Annotated in this window: 21 protein-coding genes; 9 read left to right on the top strand and 12 right to left on the bottom strand. The window is 72.3% G+C overall.

The features are described 5' to 3' along the window. From ABIC30_RS12380 to ABIC30_RS12400, 5 genes are all read left to right on the top strand, one after another. On the top strand, window positions 1-312 hold the full coding sequence (locus ABIC30_RS12380; RefSeq protein ID WP_020092375.1) for a hypothetical protein: 312 nt from the start codon (window positions 1-3) through the stop codon (window positions 310-312). A gap of 78 nt (window positions 313-390) precedes the next feature. Then, window positions 391-1,176: a class II glutamine amidotransferase gene (locus ABIC30_RS12385; protein WP_020092374.1), complete on the top strand. Its 786-nt coding sequence runs from the start codon at window positions 391-393 to the stop codon at window positions 1,174-1,176. A 163-nt stretch (window positions 1,177-1,339) separates the two neighbouring features. Further along, on the top strand, window positions 1,340-2,080 hold the full coding sequence (locus ABIC30_RS12390; protein ID WP_020092373.1) for a NepR family anti-sigma factor: 741 nt from the start codon (window positions 1,340-1,342) through the stop codon (window positions 2,078-2,080). A 126-nt stretch (window positions 2,081-2,206) separates the two neighbouring features. Next, window positions 2,207-2,620, top strand: coding sequence for a DUF1236 domain-containing protein (locus ABIC30_RS12395; protein WP_020092372.1), 414 nt, complete (start codon window positions 2,207-2,209; stop codon window positions 2,618-2,620). A gap of 133 nt (window positions 2,621-2,753) precedes the next feature. After that, window positions 2,754-3,029, top strand: a complete 276-nt coding sequence (locus ABIC30_RS12400; RefSeq protein WP_020092371.1) for a hypothetical protein — start codon at window positions 2,754-2,756, stop codon at window positions 3,027-3,029. Between the two features lie 4 nt (window positions 3,030-3,033). Here the strand turns inward: ABIC30_RS12400 and mscL are convergent, their stop codons facing one another. The 4 genes from mscL to ABIC30_RS12420 form a co-directional block, all read right to left on the bottom strand. Beyond that, window positions 3,034-3,453, bottom strand: a complete 420-nt coding sequence (gene mscL, locus ABIC30_RS12405) for a large conductance mechanosensitive channel protein MscL (protein ID WP_100252875.1) — start codon at window positions 3,451-3,453, stop codon at window positions 3,034-3,036. A 69-nt stretch (window positions 3,454-3,522) separates the two neighbouring features. Beyond that, window positions 3,523-4,398: a CDP-alcohol phosphatidyltransferase family protein gene (locus ABIC30_RS12410; RefSeq protein WP_354455245.1), complete on the bottom strand. Its 876-nt coding sequence runs from the start codon at window positions 4,396-4,398 to the stop codon at window positions 3,523-3,525. Window positions 4,399-4,405: 7 nt separating this feature from the next. After that, complete coding sequence (locus ABIC30_RS12415) at window positions 4,406-5,116, bottom strand: phosphatidylserine decarboxylase (RefSeq protein ID WP_020092368.1); 711 nt, start codon at window positions 5,114-5,116, stop codon at window positions 4,406-4,408. Window positions 5,117-6,247: 1,131 nt separating this feature from the next. Further along, window positions 6,248-7,627 (bottom strand): RsmB/NOP family class I SAM-dependent RNA methyltransferase, encoded by a 1,380-nt coding sequence (locus ABIC30_RS12420; protein WP_354455246.1) that lies wholly within the window; start codon window positions 7,625-7,627, stop codon window positions 6,248-6,250. Window positions 7,628-7,683: 56 nt separating this feature from the next. On the opposite strand from ABIC30_RS12420, the gene ABIC30_RS12425 reads away from it, so the two are divergent. After that, entirely contained in the window at window positions 7,684-7,947 is a 264-nt protein-coding gene (locus tag ABIC30_RS12425; protein WP_354455248.1) for a DUF1674 domain-containing protein, read from the top strand. A gap of 19 nt (window positions 7,948-7,966) precedes the next feature. Here the strand turns inward: ABIC30_RS12425 and ABIC30_RS12430 are convergent, their stop codons facing one another. After that, a complete protein-coding gene (locus ABIC30_RS12430; protein WP_020095352.1) occupies window positions 7,967-8,977 on the bottom strand; it encodes a 2-keto-3-deoxygluconate permease in 1,011 nt (336 codons plus the stop codon). A 239-nt stretch (window positions 8,978-9,216) separates the two neighbouring features. Here ABIC30_RS12430 and ABIC30_RS12435 point away from each other — a divergent pair, with 239 nt between their 5' ends. Then, window positions 9,217-9,525, top strand: coding sequence for a cupin domain-containing protein (locus ABIC30_RS12435; RefSeq protein ID WP_354455249.1), 309 nt, complete (start codon window positions 9,217-9,219; stop codon window positions 9,523-9,525). A gap of 12 nt (window positions 9,526-9,537) precedes the next feature. Here the strand turns inward: ABIC30_RS12435 and ABIC30_RS12440 are convergent, their stop codons facing one another. Both ABIC30_RS12440 and bluB read right to left on the bottom strand, forming a co-directional pair. Continuing rightward, window positions 9,538-10,047, bottom strand: a complete 510-nt coding sequence (locus ABIC30_RS12440; protein ID WP_020095350.1) for a L,D-transpeptidase — start codon at window positions 10,045-10,047, stop codon at window positions 9,538-9,540. A 186-nt stretch (window positions 10,048-10,233) separates the two neighbouring features. Next, entirely contained in the window at window positions 10,234-10,872 is a 639-nt protein-coding gene (gene bluB, locus ABIC30_RS12445; protein WP_354455250.1) for a 5,6-dimethylbenzimidazole synthase, read from the bottom strand. Window positions 10,873-11,217: 345 nt separating this feature from the next. On the opposite strand from bluB, the gene ABIC30_RS12450 reads away from it, so the two are divergent. Continuing rightward, on the top strand, window positions 11,218-11,592 hold the full coding sequence (locus ABIC30_RS12450) for a DUF2794 domain-containing protein (RefSeq protein ID WP_020095348.1): 375 nt from the start codon (window positions 11,218-11,220) through the stop codon (window positions 11,590-11,592). A 10-nt stretch (window positions 11,593-11,602) separates the two neighbouring features. On the opposite strand, the gene ABIC30_RS12455 is transcribed toward ABIC30_RS12450, so the two are convergent. From ABIC30_RS12455 to ABIC30_RS12465, 3 genes are all read right to left on the bottom strand, one after another. Then, window positions 11,603-12,505: a dihydrodipicolinate synthase family protein gene (locus ABIC30_RS12455; protein ID WP_354455251.1), complete on the bottom strand. Its 903-nt coding sequence runs from the start codon at window positions 12,503-12,505 to the stop codon at window positions 11,603-11,605. A 97-nt stretch (window positions 12,506-12,602) separates the two neighbouring features. After that, complete coding sequence (locus ABIC30_RS12460) at window positions 12,603-13,373, bottom strand: Bax inhibitor-1/YccA family protein (protein ID WP_020095346.1); 771 nt, start codon at window positions 13,371-13,373, stop codon at window positions 12,603-12,605. Between the two features lie 425 nt (window positions 13,374-13,798). Beyond that, window positions 13,799-14,386 carry a PAS domain-containing protein gene (locus ABIC30_RS12465; RefSeq protein ID WP_354455253.1) on the bottom strand — a complete coding sequence of 196 codons (588 nt, stop codon included), beginning with the start codon at window positions 14,384-14,386 and terminating at the stop codon, window positions 13,799-13,801. A 161-nt stretch (window positions 14,387-14,547) separates the two neighbouring features. Between ABIC30_RS12465 and ABIC30_RS12470 the strand changes: the two genes are divergently transcribed. Further along, a complete protein-coding gene (locus tag ABIC30_RS12470) occupies window positions 14,548-14,871 on the top strand; it encodes a hypothetical protein (protein WP_354455255.1) in 324 nt (107 codons plus the stop codon). Window positions 14,872-15,031: 160 nt separating this feature from the next. Here the strand turns inward: ABIC30_RS12470 and ABIC30_RS12475 are convergent, their stop codons facing one another. Both ABIC30_RS12475 and ABIC30_RS12480 read right to left on the bottom strand, forming a co-directional pair. Beyond that, entirely contained in the window at window positions 15,032-17,608 is a 2,577-nt protein-coding gene (locus ABIC30_RS12475; protein ID WP_354455257.1) for an ABC transporter permease, read from the bottom strand. Beyond that, on the bottom strand, window positions 17,608-18,309 hold the full coding sequence (locus ABIC30_RS12480) for an ABC transporter ATP-binding protein (protein WP_020095342.1): 702 nt from the start codon (window positions 18,307-18,309) through the stop codon (window positions 17,608-17,610). The genes ABIC30_RS12475 and ABIC30_RS12480 overlap by 1 nt, the downstream gene beginning before the upstream one ends. Window positions 18,310-18,477 lie beyond the last annotated feature (168 nt).

Raw genomic sequence — 18,477 nt, forward strand, 5'->3', positions numbered from 1 at the left:
ATGCGGAACCCCCTCGCGACCCTGAGCGCCGACGACCGCGCCCTGCTCCGGAAGCGCCTGCGCACGCCCGTCCTCACCTTCCTGGCGCTGCTCGCCCTGCTCGCCGTCAACGTGACGCTGGGCGCCACCCTCCCCTTCGCGCAGGTCTGGATCGTGGAGCTCGCGGTCGTCGCCGTGATGGTGGCGCTGATCCTCCTCGTCTCCATGGAGGTGATCCACGAGCCGCCGCTGATCCGGCTGTTCTCGGGGCTCGGCTTCTTCTGGGTCGCCATCATGGTCGGCATGACGCTGACCGACTATCTCGCCCGCTGACCCGCGCGAAAGCCGTTGTCGGGACGGCCGAACGCTCCTAAACGGGGCCGCTTCCCCGCATGGCCCGGCTGAAAGACGATGTGCGAACTGCTCGGCATGAGCGCCAACGTGCCGACCGACATCCGCTTCTCCTTCGCGGGCCTCGCCCGGCGCGGCGGCGAGACCGGGCCGCACGCCGACGGCTGGGGTATCAGCTTCTACGACGGCCGCACCTGTCGCAGCTTCCACGAGCCCGAGCCCAGCGCCCGCTCGCAGCTCGCCCGGCTCCTGCGCGACATGCCGATCAAGAGCCGGATCGTCGTCGCCCATGTCCGCAAGGCCAATCGCGGCCGGGTCAGCCTGGAGAACACCCACCCGTTCTCCCGGGAGTTGTGGGGCCGCCGCTGGACCTTCGCGCATAACGGTCAGCTCAAGGGCGTGAAGCGGCTGCCGCTGGGCGGCTTCATGCCGATCGGCTCCACCGACAGCGAGCACGCCTTCTGCTGGATGCTCGGCCGTCTCCAGGCCCGGTTCCGCGCCCTGCCCCGCCCCGAGACCCTCGACCGGGCGGTGGCCGACCTCGCGGGCGAGCTGCACGCGCTCGGCGTGTTCAACATGCTGCTCACCGACAGCCGCACCCTCTACGCCCATTGCGGCAAGCGCCTCTGCTATCTCACCCGCTGCGCGCCCTTCGGGAAGGCCACCCTGATCGACGAGGACTGGCAGGTGGATTTCGCCCAGGAGACCACCGAGCACGACGTGGTGACGGTCATCGCCACGCAGGCGCTGACCCGGGACGAGTGCTGGACCGATCTCGCCCGCGGCGACGTCCTGACCCTGCGCGACGGAGCGATCCGGCTGTTGAGACCGGCCAACTTAGCTTAAGTGTGTTTTGCCCGAGGGTGCATGGCCGCGGCCGATGCGCTAGAATCCTGGTAACAGGAGCGCATCGGCCGGACCTCACTACCGGTTCGAGCCGGCAAGCGCTCCGCCTCGACCCGCTCGGGACCACAGGTCGAGCCACGATGAGTTGACGAGCGCGATACGCATGACCCGCGACGACACCGACACCGTCCTGTCCCAGGAGGACGGGACTCGGGATGGCCGCCCGAACCTGGCGCCCGGCATCCGCACGCATCTCGGGGAGCACCTGCGCACGGTCTACGACCGGATCGGCGAGGAGACGCTGCCGTCCCGCTTCGCCGAGCTGATCGAGAAGCTCGAGGCGGCGCTGCGCGCCCGGGGCGAGGCGATCGAGCCCGAATTCCGCAACGGCCTGCTCGCGGCCGTGCCGTCGCTGCGCGCCTTCGCGCTGTCGCTGACCTCGAACCCGGCCCGCTCGGACGACCTCGTCCAGGACACCCTGCTGAAGGGCTGGCAGCACCGCGCCCGCTTCCAGCCGGGGACGAACCTGAACGCGTGGCTGTTCACGATCCTGCGCAACATCTTCTACTCGGACCATCGCAAGCGGGTCCGCGAGGTCGAGGACCAGGACGGGTCCTACGCGGCCCGGCTCGCCACCGCGCCGCACCAGGGCGACAGGCTCGACGTCGAGGACCTGCAGTCGGCGCTCGCCAAGCTGCCGCCGGACCAGCGCGAGGCGCTGGTGCTGGTCGGCGCCGAGGGCGTCTCCTACGAGGAGGCCGCGACGATCATGGGCTGCAAGGTCGGCACCGTGAAGAGCCGCGTCAGCCGCGCCCGCGGCCGCCTCGCGGAGCTTCTGGGCTACGACGAGGAGGATCTCGGCTCCGACCGGTTCATCCAGTCAGCGATGCCCAAGGACGCGTAGGCGCCCAGGCCGCCGCGGGCCGGCGCTCCACAAAAAAAGATGCATCCGATTCCGGGGATCGGGCGTTACCGGCCCGAGCTTCGCTGCGCCCGCGCGGCGAAACACCACGGAACGGAGACGCACCGCATGACCTTCAAGACCCTCATCGCCGCCTCGGCCCTCGCCCTCTCGCTGCCGCTGGCCGCCCAGGCCCAGGGCACCATCCCGGGCGCCGAGCGCGGCGCCGCCGCGGGTGCCGACGCGGCAGGCCCGATCGGCGGCATCGTCGGCGGCGCGGTCGGCGCGGCCACCGGCACGGTGGGCGGCATCCTCGGCGTCGACATGGCCCCGCGCTTCCGCAGCTACGTCCGCGAGCGCAACGTCCGCTCGTACGACTACGACGGCCGCGTCGCCGTCGGCACGACCCTGCCGAACTCGGGCGTGACCTACTACGACGTGCCGAGCGAGTACCGCGTGCAGCCGGGCTACCGCTACACCGTAGTGAACGACCGCCCGGTGCTGGTCGACCGCGGTCACCGCATCGTCGAGGTCATCGACTAAGACCCTGGGCCGGTCTCGTGCCGGCCCGAACGCCCCCGGAGCTTGGCTCCGGGGGCATTCCCGCAGACGCGGCCGCCGGCGCAACGCTTCATCCGTCCGGCCGTTGAGGAACGGTTCGACCCGTGAGGCGATCATGAGCGACACTCCCACCGATCCGAAATCCACGCTCCCCGAGCCGGTGCGCGATCATCTCGGCCAGCAGCTGCGCAGCGTCCTGCCGGTCGGGACCGACAAGCCGCGCTTCCTGGGCGACGACCCGGTGCCGGACGCGTTCGAGCCGCAGATCCGCAGGCTCGAGACCCGCCTGAAGACCCACGAGGAGGGCACCGGCGCCGTCGGGCAGGCCCTCGACCAGATCCTCGACGCCTTCGGGGTGAAGCCGTCGGACGACGACACGCGCGCGGGCTGAGCCGTCAGACGCGGGGCTTCGTCGCCAGCAGATCGCGGATCTCGGAGAGCAGCTTCACGTCGGCCGGAACCTCGTCGGGCTTCTTGACCTCGGCGTGCTGCAGACGATTCATCGCCCGGATCACCAGGAACAGCACGAAGGCGACGATGGCGAAGTTGAGCGTCAGCGTCAGGAACTGGCCGTAGCCGAGGACGGCGCCCTGCTTCTTCGCGTCCACGTAGGGCAGGCCGGCCTGCACCTTGGACGAGAGCGGGATGTAGTAGTTCGAGAAATCGAGCCCGCCCGTGACCGCGCCGATCACCGGCATGAAGATGTCCTGCACGGCCGAATTGACGATGGCCCCGAAGGCCGCGCCGATGATCACGCCGACCGCGAGATCGACCACGTTCCCGCGCAGCGCGAACTTCTTGAATTCCTCGAGCATCTCCGGAACCTTCTCCACGAACGCTGCCAAGGTAGGGGAGAATCCCGCGGCGGCCAGCGCCCTGTCCAGCTAGACGGCCGGCGGCCGCGCCTCCGTGGCGCTCTCGGGCTGCGCGTCCGTCCCGGCCGCGGGCCGCTCCCCGGCCGGGAGCGCCGGCTCCGCCTTGAGCCGCCGGCGATACTGGGCGGCGACGACCGGGATGGTCAGCAGGTAGCCGCCGCTCACCGCCACGAGCGCCTCGAACGGGTAACTGATCAGGATGCCGAAGGCCGCGACGCCGAACAGGAAGATCGGCAGGACGAGGCTGCGCGGTACCCGCTTGCCCATGGTCTTGCCCGAGTAGGTCGGGACCGTGGAGACCACCAGGAGGGCGATGCACAGCACGTAGATCAGGACCGCCGGCGCGGCCCAGGTCTCGATGCCGAAGCCCAGGAAGTGCAGGTAGAGCGGCAGCATCGCGGTGAGCGCCCCCGCCGGGGCCGGCATGCCGACGAAGAAGTCCTTCTTCCATTCCGGCCGGTTCGGGTCGTCCAGCATCGCGTTGAAGCGTGCGAGGCGCAGCGCCATGGCGATGGCGAAGATCAGCGCCACGATCCAGCCCACCGACTTCAGGTGGAACAGCACGAAGCCGTAGAGGATCAGGGCCGGGGCGCAGCCGAAATTCACGAAGTCGGCGAGCGAATCGAGCTCGGCGCCGAAGCGCGACGTGCCCTTGAGCAGCCGCGCCACCCGCCCGTCGATGCCGTCGAGCACGCCGGCCACCACCACGGCGATGACGGCGGGCTCGAACTTGCCCTCGAAGGCGAGCCGGATCGCCGTCAGCCCGAGGCAGAGCGCCATCAGGGTGATCATGTTGGGCGCGATCATCCGGAACGGCACCGGCTTGAACCGGCGCGGCCGCGGCTCGTTCGGATCGGGCGCGAAGGGCGGGAAGAGATCGTCCATGGCCGCCTCAGATCCGCTTGAACAGCCGCTCCGGGCCGCCGCCGAGATCGGCCAGCACCGTCTCGCCGGCCACCGCCTTCTGGCCGAGGCCGACCAGCACGGTCGAGCCGGCCGGCAGGTACACGTCCACCCGCGAGCCGAAGCGGATCAGGCCGAACCGCTCGCCGACGCCGAGCACGTCGCCCGCCGCGACGAAGCCGACGATGCGCCGGGCCACGAGGCCGGCGATCTGCACCACGCCGACCCGCTTCGGCTGGCCGGCATGGGTCGTCTCGATGACCATGCCGTTGCGCTCGTTGTCGTCGCTGGCCTTGTCGAGCTCGGCGTTGAGGAACAGGCCCGGCGTGTAGTGGATCTGGCCGATCCGGCCCGCCACCGGCACCCGGTTCACGTGGCAGTCGAACACGTTCATGAACACCGAGACGCGCAGGGTCGGCACCTGCGGCAGGTCGAGCTCGGGCGGCGGCAGGACGGTGGCGATGAGGTTCACGCGCCCGTCGGCGGGCGAGATCACGAGCCCGTCCGCCACCGGGGTGACGCGCTCCGGATCGCGGAAGAAGTAGCAGACCCAGAGGGTGAGGATCAGGAAGATCCAGCCGAAGAACTGGGAGAAGTAGCCGGCCAGCACCGTCAGCACGATGCCGATCAGGATGAAGGGATAGCCCTCCTTGTGGATCGGCACGAGCGTCCGGCGGATCGTCTCGATCAGGTCGGTCATGGGCTCTTCGGACTCGAGGATGTCGCGGGCGGGCGGACGTGTCGGACGGGCGGATGGCAGTCCGCCGGGCCGCCGTCAACTTTCCAGGGGTCGCGGGTCGCCGCGGGCCGGAGCGCCCGCTCCGGCCGGGGGGCGCTCCGGCGCCGATTCGGGCGCGAAACGCTGAGGCTCGCGGACACGCGTGATCGTCCCCGCGCGCCGACTGGCGCCGGGGGCATGGCCCGGGAGGCGAGCACGAGGGACGCGGGACGCCGCGGGAACCCAGGTGTCGGCCAAGTACGCGCGGGATCCGATCCCCGCGGCGCCCCGCGGCATCGACCGGGCATGGTCCCCGGCCGGTGCCGTCTGTCTCGTCGCGACGTCTCCGACGTCCCGGTCCTGCGACTCCCCGTTAGCGGTCTCTGTCGAGGTGCAGGCACGCCGTACTCGCACGCCGTGCCCGCACCTCCGGAACCCGCATCGGCGCCGTGGCCTTCCAGCCGTCCCCCGCCTCGTAGTGGGCGGGTCCGCAGGTCGCTCAGGGTCGGCCCAGAGGCGGGTCGGCGCGGGGGCATTTCCTCACCCCGCCGGGCAGAGTGCCGCCCGGTCTCACGCCCGCGTCCGAGGCACGCCCCGCACCGGTCCGTCGCCCGGGGCGATGGCGGCTGAGAGCCACCGACGCGGGCGCCGCCCCGTCCCCGGACCCGCACGGTCAGCCACCGGGCGGGCCCCCGAAGGACGGCCCGGGATCACTCCCGGGCCGCCGCGGACAGGTGCGGTCAGGAAGCACAAAATAGGAACATTGTCAAGGGAAGCCGAGCCGCGCCCCGGTTGACGCGCCTCTCCGTCATCGCGAGCGCAGCGAAGCGACCCAGGGCGGCGCGACGTCAGTGAGCGGGGCGCGACCCTGCCCCGCTCCGCTCCGCTCGCGAGGACGGCGGAACCGATCCCATGACCCGGAAACGATGTGAGAGGCGGGCGCGGGTCCCTCTCCCGTGCGAGAGAGGGATCGCGTCGCGGCGCGGCTGTGCCGACCGGCAGACTCCTGTCTCCCGGGCCTTCGCAACACGATCGGGAACGCACCGTCGGCGGGTCCGGGTTCCGAGCTCGCTTGCGGCGCCCCGGAATGACGGGGCGGAGGCGGGCGACCGGTCAGTCCGCCCGCCGGAGGCGGCTCGCGAAGAAGCCGTCGAGGCCGCCGCGGGCGCCTTCCAACTCCGGCAGGTGGCACGGCAGCGTGCGCAGGTCGCCGCGGTCGTCGATCAGCGCCGCGGCGCCGCCGACCTCCTCGGGCCGGACCGGCACCCGCGCGTAGCGGGGATCGCGGGCCAGGAACGCCGCCACCTGCGCCTCGCCCTCCTCCGGTTCCAGCGAGCAGGTGCAGTAGACGAGGAGGCCGCCCGGCCGCACCAGCCCGGCCGCGTGGTCGAGGAGCTTCGCCTGGAGCGCGGCGAGCCGCCCGATATCGGCCTCGGCCTTCGTCCAGGCCACGTCCGGATGGCGCCGGATCGTCCCGGTGGCCGAGCACGGCGCGTCGAGCAGCACGGCGTCGTGGTCCTGCGGCTCCAGCGCGAGGGCGTCGGCGACCACGACGTCGACGGCGAAGCCGAGCCGCGCGACGTTCTCGCGCAGGCGCTCCAGCCGCGGTGCGGACCGATCGACCGCCGTGACCCGGGCGCCGGTGGCGGCGAGCTGCAGGGTCTTGCCGCCGGGCGCCGCGCAGAGGTCGAGGACGCAGGTGCCGTCCCGCGGCGCCAGGAGCCGGGCCGGCAGCGCCGCGGCGGCGTCCTGGACCCACCACGCTCCCTCCTGGAAGCCCGGCAGCTCGGGAATAGCCATGCCGTTCTCGGGCAGGCGCAGGGAGCCGGTCGGCAGGGTCACGGCGCCGAGCCGCGCGGCCCAGTCGGCGGGCTCGCCCCGCGGCGTCAGGTCGATGGCGGCCCCCGCGAGGTGGGCGCGGGCGATCTCGGCCGCGCGCTCGGGCCCGTAGGCCGCGACCCAGCGGCGGGCGAGCCAGTCCGGGGTGTTGACCGCCAGGGCGTCGGCGTCCGCGGCCAGGATCGCGTCGCGCTCGCGGGCGACCCGGCGCAGCACCGCGTTGACGAGCCCGGCGAGATGGGCCGTGCGGGTATCCGCCTTGGCGAGCCGCACGGCGAGGTCGACCGCGGCGTGGTCGGGGACCGCGAGGTCGAGGATCTGGGCGGCCGCGGTGGCCAGCAGGGCCGTGAGCTGCGGCTTGGCCGCGGGGAGCCCGCGCTCGAGCCGCGCGGCCAGGGCGGCGCGGATCAGACCGTAGCGGCGGAAGGTCGCCACCGCGATGGCCCGCGCCAGCCCGGCATCGGCCGGCGCCAGCGCCTCGGCGCGGATCGCCTGGGCGAGGGCGTCGTCGAGGGCGGGGGGGCGCTCCTGGCCGATCAGGGCCGCGACCGCCTGCATCGCCGCGCGGCGCGCGCCCAGTCCCGCGATGTCCGGACCGGTCCCGCCCGGTGCCGCTGCGTTCCGCGTGTTGCGGCCTGTGTCCCGCGATGCCACTTCTGCTCCAGATCCGACGTCTTCCCGACCCACGCCCTCACACCCGAGCGAGCGCGATGCAAGAGCCGACCGCACAAGACCTGCACCGACAGGACCCGCACCGACAGGACCCGGCCGCGGAGGCCGGAGACGGCGCCGCCCCGCCCCGCATCCTCAGCCCGGCGGCGCAGCGCGCCCTCGCCGAGGCCGCCGAGCGCCGCGCGGCGATCGACGCCCGGGCCGCCGAGATCAGCGCCAAGCCCGAGCGCCAGGGGCGCGGCGGTCTGGAGCCGGTCCGCTACGACGACTGGGAGGTGAAGGGCCTCGCGGTCGACTTCTGAGAGACCCGCCGCGGGGCGCCTACTCGGCCGGGACCGCCAGCGGCGCGCCGGCCTCTTCCTCGGCCCGGGCCTCCGCGACGCCAGCCCCGAAGCGCCGGTACCAGAGCCCGGTCAGGATCGGCACGAGGATCGAGGTGACGATGATGCAGATCGTCACCAGCACGGTGGCGGTCTGCGCCGAGGGGGCGAATTGCGGGGCGACGGCGGCGATCGCCAGCGGGTTGGCGGCCGCCGCCCCGGCGGTGGAAGAGGCGGCCAAGCCGGCCGTGCCCGTCCCGCCCCCGATCGCCCGGTCGGCCAGGATCAGCGGGATGCCGGTCAGGACGATCACCGCGAGCGCCAGCACGATGCCGAGCCCCGCGAGCGGCGAGAGCAGGTTGTTGAGGTCGACCGTGTTCCCCAGCGCGAAGGCGAAGAACGGGATCATCAGCTGGCCGCCGGGCGCGAACAGGGCCCGGAGCTTCGGGTCGAGGTTGCCGAGGGCGAAGCCGACCAGGAAGGGCAGCACCGCGCCCACGAAGATCTGCGGCTCGAAATGCGCCGCCCCGGAGGCGCCGAGGATGATCATGCTCATCAGCGGGCCGGACTCGATCGAGGTCAGGATGAAGGCGCCGGCCTCCTCGCGGCTGCCGTAGGTCTGCATCAGCGAGGCGTAGAGGCCGCCATTGGTCATATCCATCGCGCAGACGATCGCCAGGATCGACAGGCCGGCGAAGAAGCCGGTCTGGATGCCCTCGGGCGGGATGAACAGCCCGGCCACCAGCACGATCGCCCAGGCGGCGACGAGCTTGGTCGCCACCAGCGTCCCGGACTTGCGCAGCACCGTGCCGGTCGCCTTCAGGCTGACCGAGGCGCCCATGCAGAAGAACCAGACCGCCAGGATCGGGATCACGCCGGTCATGATCCCCTGCGTGAAGCCCTTGAAATAGGCCGGGGCGCCCGGCGCGAAGGTCTTGCACAGGGCCCCGAGCAGGAGCGGCACTAGCATCAGGCCGCCGGGAATCCTGTCGATCGCCGCCTTGATCTGCATGGCGCGTCCCTCCCGATCCGGGTCGTCCGCCGACGCGCCGGATCCGGGCGGGATCGCGCACGCCGCGCCGGCCCGCGCCTCTGTCGGGCGCCTCTCGGACCGGTGCGTCATCCTGTCGGGGCGCGCCGCGGGCCGTCAAGCGGCGCGCCGGCGCGGGGCTTGCCGAACGTGTCGCGCTGTCGGGCGCGGAACGTCGGGCGCCGGGCCCCGTTGGCGAGGTTCACCGGAGGGAGGCGACGATGGCGACGACAGTATCGACCCGGAGCGCGGCCGCGGGCCCGCACGGCGAGATCCACCTCGCCCGCGGCGAGCGGCTCGGCATGCGGATGTGGCGGGCCGAGGAGCCCAACGCCGACAAGCCGATGACCACCTCGGCGCACGAGACGGTCGGCTACGTCATCAGCGGCCGGGCCGAGCTCGTGCTGGAGGGCGAGACCGTGGCGCTCGCGCCGGGCGATTCCTACTGCGTGCCGGCCGGCGCCGCGCACACCTACCGGATCCTGGAGACCTTCACGGCCGTCGAGGCGACCGCGCCGCCGGCCGGGTGAGGCCGGCGGGCCTCAGTGGGTCATGTAGACCTGCGTGCCGACATCGACCCGCGCGTAGAGGTCGACCACGTCCTGATTGTACATCCGGATGCAGCCGTAGGACGCGTAGGTGCCCACCGAGTTCGGCCGGTTGGTGCCGTGGATCGCGTACTCGCCGCCCGCGAGCGTCATCGCCGCCGCCCCCATGGGATTGTGCGGCGAGCCGCCCGCGATGAGGTTCGGCAACCGCGGGTTGTCGCGCTTCACCTCCGCGGGGGGCGACCAGGCGGGGGCGACGTACTTGCCGTCGATCGGCTTGATGCCGAACCACTGCTTGCCGGGACGGCCCACCGCCACGGGATAGCGGATCGCCGTGCCGTCGCCGTTCACCAGGTAGAGCTTGCGCTGCGACACGCTGATCACCACCGAGCCCGGCGCGACGCCGTTGGCGAAGGGGACGATCTCGCGCGCCTGCGCCGCCTGGAAACAACCGGCCAGCATCGCGCCGGCCAAACCGAATAGAGCCGCCACCCGACCCGACATCACCGCGATCCTCGCAAAGCTAGACTAGACGCGGGCAAGTAATCCCCGGCCGAGCTTACCGTTCCGAGAAAAGCTATGGTTGACGCGGGGTCATTCTGCGGATCCGCGGGGCACGGTAAAAGAGCAACCACGAACCAGAGTGTACGGGCCGTTGCCGCGCGGCGGGGCCGCCGCTCCGCGCGCGTCTCAGCGCTCGTGGAGTTCGCTCCCGCGCCGATCCTCCGACTGCCAGCCGTGGCGCTCCAGTTCCGGGTCGAGATGCTCCTCCACCGGGTAGCCGACGCAGAGATAGGCCACGAGCCGCCACGTCTCCGGCACGGCCAGGATCGCCGTGACCGCCTCCGGCTCCAGGATCGAGACCCAGCCGACGCCGAGGCCGCGGGCCCGGGCGGCGAGCCAGAAACACTGCACCGCCCCCACCACCGAGTAGGCCAGGGTCTCCGGCATGCTGGCCCGGCCGAGGCCGAGGCCGGTCTCGGTGGCCGCGTCGCAGAAGGCGGCCAGATGGACCGGCGCCTCCCGCAGGCCGGCGAGCTTCAGGCCGCGGTACTGCGCGGCCCGATCGGTCGCGTAGCCCGCGGCCGCGGCTTCGTTGCAGCCGGCGAAGTTCTCCGCGACCGCGCGGCGGCGTCCCGGATCCGCGACCCGCACGAAGCGCCAGGGCCGGCTGTTGCCGACCGAGGGGGCCCGGTGGGCCGCCGCGAGGCAGGCGCGCAGAGCGTCCTCGTCGACCGGATCCGTCCGGAAGCGGCGCACGTCGCGGCGCCACGCGAACAGCGCGTCGAGGTCGTGCAGGAAGGCGGCGTCGAAGGCGGGCGGGCCCATGGTGCGGCTGGCATAGCCGCAACCCCGGCCCGACGGGAAACGGAAAAAAGGCCGCCCGAGGGGCGGCCTGAAGTCTTGGGTCTCGAAACCTCGGAGTGCCGGATCCTGGGATCCCGAGCGGCGACCGATGGCTGGGGAGCTGGGTGTCGGTCGCCGACCGGGCAGAACCCGGCGAGGTTCGACGCCTGTTGTCGCGCCGCAACGCGGCCTGCAAAAGGCGTGAATCGGGCCAAACCGTGTTTTTTGTCGCTTGGGCGTGTCTCGCGGGACACGGCGCGCGCGACCCTTGCGGGCCGCGGCGGCGAGGCCCATCATCCGGCAAAGCATCGATGCACGGGAGCCGTGATGACCGAGAGGACGAGCGCCGGGTCGAGGCCCGACGAAGCGGCGGGCCATGTCATCCCCTTCCCCGCCCGCGCGGCCCCTCCGCAGATCGCCTTCAACCGGGACGAGCTCCGCACGATCTTCAACCTCTACGGCCGGCAGGTCGCCGCGGGCGAGTGGCGCGACTACGCCCTCGATTTCCGCCGCGACAAGGCGGTGTTCTCGATCTACCGGCGCTCCTCCGAGATGCCGCTCTACCGCATCGAGAAGGATCCCAAGCTCGCCCGGCGCCAGGGGGCCTACGCCGTCGTCGCCGCGAGCGGCCAGATCCTGAAGCGCGGCACCGAGCTCGCCCGGGTGATCGCCGTGCTGGAACCGGCACCGGCGGCGGTCTGACGGCGCCCGCTCAGGACAGGGACAGGCGCCGGACGGTCGCGGCGATCTCGGCCACCGTCTCCGGCGCCAGGGGCCGGATCGGCCGCGGCGGCTCGGCGCGGCACAGGCCCATGAGATCGGCCAGGGCGTAGACCACCCGCAGGCTGGAATGCGTCCGGAACAGCCTCCAGAGGGGCTCCAGCTCGGCGTTGAGGGCGCGGGCCCGCTCGGTCTCGCCCGCCGCCACGGCCCGGACGATCGCCAGGCAGGTCCGGGGGAACAGGCCGCCCGCCACGCTGAACCACGCCGCGCCGCCGGCGATCAGCGCCTCGGTGACGTTCCAGTCGCCGCTGAACCCGATGGGGAAGCCCGCCGGGACGGCCTCCCGCAGGGTCGCGATCCCGGAGGCGGCCCGCGCCGGCTCCGGCGCGGCGCACTTGGCGGCCACGATCCCGGGCTGGCGGGCGATCCGGCCGATCAGCGCCGGCGTGAAGTGGAAATGCGTGGTCGCGGGGTTGTCGTAGAGGACGAGGGGCAGGCCGCCCGCCTCCCCTACGGTCGCGAAATGCGCCTCGACCTCCGCCTCGGTGAGCGGCGTGTACGAGACGGGGGCGAGGAGCCCGGCATCCGCGCCGGCCGCCCGCGCGTCCTGCGCGAGGCGGACGGCCTCGTCGGTGCGCAGGGCGCCGATGCCGACGAGGAGCGGGACCCGTCCGGCCACGGCCTCGGCGGCGATCGCCACCGCCCGGCGCCGCTCCTCGCGGCTCAGGTATAAGTAGGTCCCGGTGCTGCCGAGGAGGCCGATCGAGTCGACCCCGGCGGCCGCCAGGGGCTCCAGCAACCGGCGCAGCGCTTCCGCGTCGACGCGGCCGTCTGCGTCGCTCGGGGTGATCGGGAAAGCGGAGAGGCCGGAGAGGTCGGAGAGCGCGGGCATGGCCCGAGCCTAGCGCATCCGCGCGCGGCGGCCAGGCAAAAAGAAACCCCGGCGGTGTCCCGCCGGGGTTCCCTCGTCCCGTCTTGTTCGGGCTGTCTTATCGGCGGTCGCCGATCAAGCTCAGCAGGAACTGGAACATGTTGATGAAGTCGAGATAGAGCGTCAGGGCGCCGTTCACCGACATCTTGGCCGCCATCTCGCCGTCGAAGCCGCCGTAGAGATACATCTCCTTGAGCTTCTGGGTGTCGTAGGCGGTCAGGCCCGCGAAGATCAGCACGCCCAGCACCGAGATGGCGAACTGGAGGGCCGACGAGGCGAAGAAGATGTTCACCAGCGACGCGAGGATGATGCCGATCAGGCCCATCATCAGGAACGAGCCCATGCCGGAGAGGCTGCGCCGGGTGGTGTAGCCCCACAGGCTGAGCGAGCCGAAGGCCGCCGCCGTGATGAAGAACACCTGCACCACGCTGCCCCCGGTGAACACCAGGAGGAGCGAGGACATCGAGGCGCCCATCACCGCCGCGAAGGCCCAGAACATCGTCCGGGCGGACGAGGCCGACATCCGGTCCATCCGCATGGAGAAGACGAAGATGAACGCCAGCGGGGCGAGCATCAGGACCCACTTCAGCGGGCTGAGGTAGAGGGTCTGACCGAACGGGGTCAGGATCGGGCGGGTGCCCTGGTAGGCCGCCACGGAGGCCATGTTCAGGCCGAGCGCGACGAGACCCGAGATGCCGAGCCCGACGATCATGTTGTTGTAGACGCCGAGCATGAAGGTGCGCAGGCCCTGATCGACCTCGACCTGGGTGCCGGCGTAGCCGGTCGGCTGCTGGGCGCCGTACCGGAAGGGGCTGTTCTCGAATGCCATGGGAGTTTCCTTGCGGAGGCTCTCTCAGCGTGGTGTTCGGTCGAGGCCCACGCAGGACCTCTGGCGCCGGGCTGGCGCCTCGGTCGGGAATATGTTGCGCCCGAAGCCGCGACACAAGTCCCCGGCCACGGTTCCGGGGCCGCTTTTCCGTGTCCGGCGGATGTATTTTTGTCCATCTGGGCCGGGATTAAAATGCATTCCGCTCCGTCGTCGGGTTGTTCGACTGACGGTTGCCGCCGTCCAGGCGTTTCGATGCGCCCGCGCGAAGTCTTAACGGCTTCCTTATGCCACGTGCGTCCGCATGCGCCCCGGTTTCTCCGGTCCGGACCGCCAAGTCCCGGCGGGTTCGTGCCTGCAAGGCGGGTCCGCAGCCTCGAAGATTCGCTCTCCGGCGCGCGGGATCTGGGCGGCCCGGGAGGGGCGGTTCAGTGCGTCATCCGGCGGGCCAGGGCACGGCCCAGACCCAGCAGCATCAGGTCGGCGGCCGCCCGCACCTCCGCGGGCATGTCGTCGGTGAGCGTCTCCTTGAGCGCGACGGCGAGGTCGGCCGCCCGCTCCAGCGGGTCGCCGCCCGCCATGGGCCTGCTGACCACGTAGCGGTCGCCGCCGTCGCGGATCTCGGTGATGTCCATCAGGATGCCGTGCGAGCGCTGCGGCTCGCCGTCCTCGTTCCGATGGGTCCGCCCCCGGCTGAGGAGCCAGCGCACGGTGCCGTCCGCCTTGAACACGCGGTACTCGGCAAGGACCAGCCCGCTCGACCGGACGGCCCGGAGCATGTGGTCCATCAACCACGTCATGTCCTCGGGATGCACCGCGGCCAGAGCCATCGGCCCGTTGATCGGACGGTCGGCAAGGTCGGGATTGCCGGTCAGCAACCGGGCCGCGCCCGCGTCGTAGACGACCACGCCGCGGACGTGGTCCCACTCCCAGGCTCCCACAACGCACGAGGCTTCGAGAGCCGCCCGGAGACGGTCGGCGTTCTCCGCGTAGCCATCGATGACGTTGATGCGCATGGTGGACGGTCCCCCCGGGCGGCTCGAAGCTCGAATGTCTAGCTCCGTACCAATCTTCCGGCGAAATGACAAAGAGTTCACTTGCGAATACCCCTTCACGGGGGCACCTCTTGTCATGGTTGGGAAATTTTCCCCCGTCGCGAGTGATTCGAGGGGCCGCCATGGATGAGAACGGACTCGAATTCCTGCGGACGATTGCTGACCCGAAGGTGGAATCCTCCGCCGCGCGCGCGCTGAACAGGATTGCGCAGTCCCTCGATTTGCCGATCGAGGCGTTCTACGGTTCCGATCACTGCGGATCTGTGGACCGTCCGGCCATCGAGCGGGAGACGGAGCGGCTGCTGATGCTGGTCGGGGTCCACCTGGGCCGACTCGATCCTGCGGCGCGGAGGCGATTCGGTGAGGCGGTCCAAGCTCTGGTCGGCCCCGAACCGACCGAGGCATGCGCGCGCACCGCGGAGAATGCGGAGCGCGGCGACCCGTGAGCGCGGGGTTCGACGGTTGGAAGCCCCTCCCCCACGGACCGAGGGCTTCGATATCCCGCCGGACCGTCTCCGGCCGGGCGCGGTCCGCCGCTCTCGACGGCCTCGATCGCGGCCTCCGCCGGGGCTGAACCGAATACGGAGCCTGCGGGATCGGCCTCCGTCAGGCCTGCCGGAGATACGGCGCCGGCTTCTGACCCAGGATCCGCCACGTACCGACGAGCCCGAGGAGGATCGCCAGCGCCACCGCGGCCACGGCCGCGACCAGCGCGCCCGACAGGTCGAGGCGGAAGTCGAGGTGCATGACCTTGGCGACGATCACCCAGCCGGCGAGCGTCCCGGCCAGGAGGCCGAACAGCGCCGTGGCGAGCCCCAGCGCGGCGTATTCGAGGGCGTAGGCGGTCAGCAGCCGCGCCCGGCTCGCGCCCAGCACCTTGAGCACGACGGCGTCGTAGAGCCGCGCCCGGTGCCCGGCCGCGATGGCGCCGGCCAGCACGAACAGGCTCGCCAGCACCGCCACGGCGCTCGCCCCCCGGATCGCCAGGACCAGCCGGCCGACGAGGTCGCCGATGGCGTCCAGGGCGTCCTTCACCCGCACGGCGCTCACCGACGGGAAGGTCTTGGCGACGTCGCGCAGGATGCGGTTCTCGGCGGAAGCGTCGGTGCCGCCGGGCAGGGTCAGCGTCGCGAGGTCGGAATGCGGCGCGCCCCGGAAGGTGCCCGGCGAGAACACCATCACGAAGTTGATGCCGAGGTTGCGCCACTCCACCCGGCGCAGGTTGAAGATCGTCGCGGTGAGGTCGCGCCCGAGCACGTTCACCGTCACGGTGTCGCCGAGCTTCAGGCCGAGCTGGCGGGCGAGGTCGGCCTCGAAGGAGACCAGCGGCTTCGCGCCCTGCTCCGGGCTCCACCACGCCCCCTCGGTGAGGCTGGAGCCGTCCGGCACCGTGTCGGCGTAGGTGATGCCCCGGTCGCCGTCGAGCACCCAGGCGGCGTCCTCCGGGGGGCGGATCTTGCTCGCCGGCACGCCGTTCAGGGCGACGATCCGGCCGCGCATCATCGGCACGTCCTCGATCTTTCCGCTCGGGGCCGAGCGCGCCAGGAACTCGCGGAACTGGGCGGCGTCCCGCGAGGGAATGTCCAGGAAGAAGAGGTTCGGCGCCCGGGCCGGCAGGGTCGCGCTGATCGTGCGGCGGACATTGGCGTCGATCAGGCTGAGCGTCACAAGGAGCGTCACGCCGAGGCCGAGCGACAGGACGATGGCGGGCGTCAGGGCGCCGGGCCGGTGCAGGTTGGCGAGCGCCATCCGGGGCGCCGGCCAGCGCGGGTGCGGCAGGCGGCGGGCGAGCGCCATCAGGCCGAGCGCCACCAGATGCAGCAGGCCGAACGCGATGGCTGCGGCCGCGATGAAGATCAGCGCGACGCGCCGGTCGAAGGCGGTCGCCACCGACAGGCCGACCAGGGCCGCGAGGCTGACGGCGAGCCAGATCCGGTAGCGCCAGCGCGGGCTGACGCGGGCCGGGTCGACCGTGTCGCGGAACAGGCCGGAGACCGGCACGTCGTGGGCGCGGCCGAGCGGCGTGATCGCGAAGGCGAAGGCCGTGATCAGACCGTAGGCGGCCGCGAGCGCCAGTTCTCCCGGGGCCAGCGTCGGGTTCAGCGGCAGCGGCAGGTCGGCGGAGAACAGGGCGTCGAGGAGGAAGGGCAGGCTCGCGCCGATCGCGAGGCCGATCAGGGTGCCGAGGCCGGCGATCAGCATCACCTGCGTCAGGTACAGGGCGACCACCTGCGAGCCCGGCGCGCCGACGCTCTTGAGCGTCGCGATCGAGGGCCGCTTGCGCTCCACGAAGGCGTGGACGGCGTTGCCGACCCCGACGCCGCCGACGATCAGCGCGGTGAGTCCCACCAGGGTCAGGAACTGCGTGAAGCGCTCGATGCTCTTGGCGAAGCGCGGGTCGGCGTTGGTGCGCGAGCGGATCTCCCAGCCGGCCTCGGGGGTGGCGGCGCGGATCCGGGCCTGCGCCGCGTCGAGGTCGGCGTCCGGCGTGCCGGGCGGCAGGACCAGACGGTAGCTCCAGCGGTTGAGGCTGCCGGGCTGGACGAGGCCGGTGGCGCGGAGCGTCGGCTCGGAGACCATCAGCCGCGGACCGAAGCCGATGCCGCCGGCGATCTTGTCGGGCTCGGACACGATGGTGCCGCGGATCGCCACGTCGTGCCCGGCGAGCGCGATCCGGTCGCCGACCTTGACGTCGAGGCGGGTGAGCAGGGCCGGGTCGGCGAGCGCCCCCGGCACCCCGTCGCGCTCCGCCAGCAGGTCGGCGAGGCGGCCCGGCGGGTCGGTCGCGAGGTCGCCGGCGGCCGGATAGGTGGCGGGGTCGACGGCCTTCAGCTCGACCAGGGCCGCGTCGCCGCTGCCCGCCACCGCCATGGCCCGCAGGGAGGCGACGATGTCGAGGCGGCCTTCGCGCGCCAGCGCCTGCCTCTCCGCGTCGGTCGCCTCGCGGTTGATGAGGTTGAAGGCGAGGTCGCCGCCGAGGATGCGCCGGCCCTCCCGGCCGAGCCCGTCCGAGAGCGAGCGCGAGATCGACGCCACGCCCGCGATGGCCATGACGCCCAGCGCGATGCAGGCGAGGAACACCGCGAAGCCGTTGAGCCCGGCCCGCAACTCGCGCAGCGCGAGGCGCAGGGTGAGCGGGATCCGGCGGGGCGCGGGGTCGGGGCGGGTGATCGTGCCGTGCATCAGGCGGCCACCGCCTCCTCGATCCGCCCCGAGCGCAGGCGCACGGTGCGGTCGCACAGGCGGGCGAGGCCGTTGTCGTGGGTGACGAGGACCAGCGTCGCGCCGCGGTCGCGCTTCAGCCGGAACAGCAGGTCGACGATCTGGCGGCCGGTGGCCTCGTCGAGGTTGCCGGTGGGCTCGTCGGCCACGAGGATCGCCGGGTCGGGGGCGACCGCCCGGGCGATGGCGACGCGCTGCTGCTCGCCGCCGGAGAGCTGCGCCGGGTAATGGTGCAGCCGGTGCCCGAGGCCGACCGCCTCCAGCTCGGCGCGTGCCCGCTCCAGGGCGCCGGGCCGGTCGGCGAGTTCGAGCGGAAGGGCCACGTTCTCGAGCGCCGTCATGGTCGGCACGAGGTGGAAGGCCTGGAACACGATGCCGATCCGGCGTCCGCGGAACCGCGCCAGCGCGTCCTCGTCGAGGCGGACGAGGTCGGTGTCCTCGATGACGACGCCGCCGGAATCGGGCCGCTCCAGCCCGGCCATCACCATCAGCAGCGTCGACTTGCCGGAGCCGGACGGGCCGACGAGGCCGACCGCCTCGCCGCGGTCGACATTCAGCGAGATGCCGCGCAGGACGTGGACGCGGGCGGCGCCGCGGCCGAGGCTGAGATCGATGTCCGACAGCGCGATCGCGGGCTCGCGCAGCACCTTGCCTTGGCTCACCGGTGAGCCGATCTGTGGGCGATGACGAGCATGGCGCGCGAGGTCCTCACGTGGGGTCGATCCCTTCGGCTTCGATCTTGGCTCTACGGGCCGCGGGTGCACCGCGATATGGGTTCGGCATTGGGGCCGCGCCATGACGCGCGCGCTGTGTTCCGGCGCACGGCCCTG

Origin of the sequence: Methylobacterium sp. 1030 (assembly GCF_040544715.1) — a bacterium.
Taxonomy (GTDB): Bacteria; Pseudomonadota; Alphaproteobacteria; order Rhizobiales; family Beijerinckiaceae; genus Methylobacterium.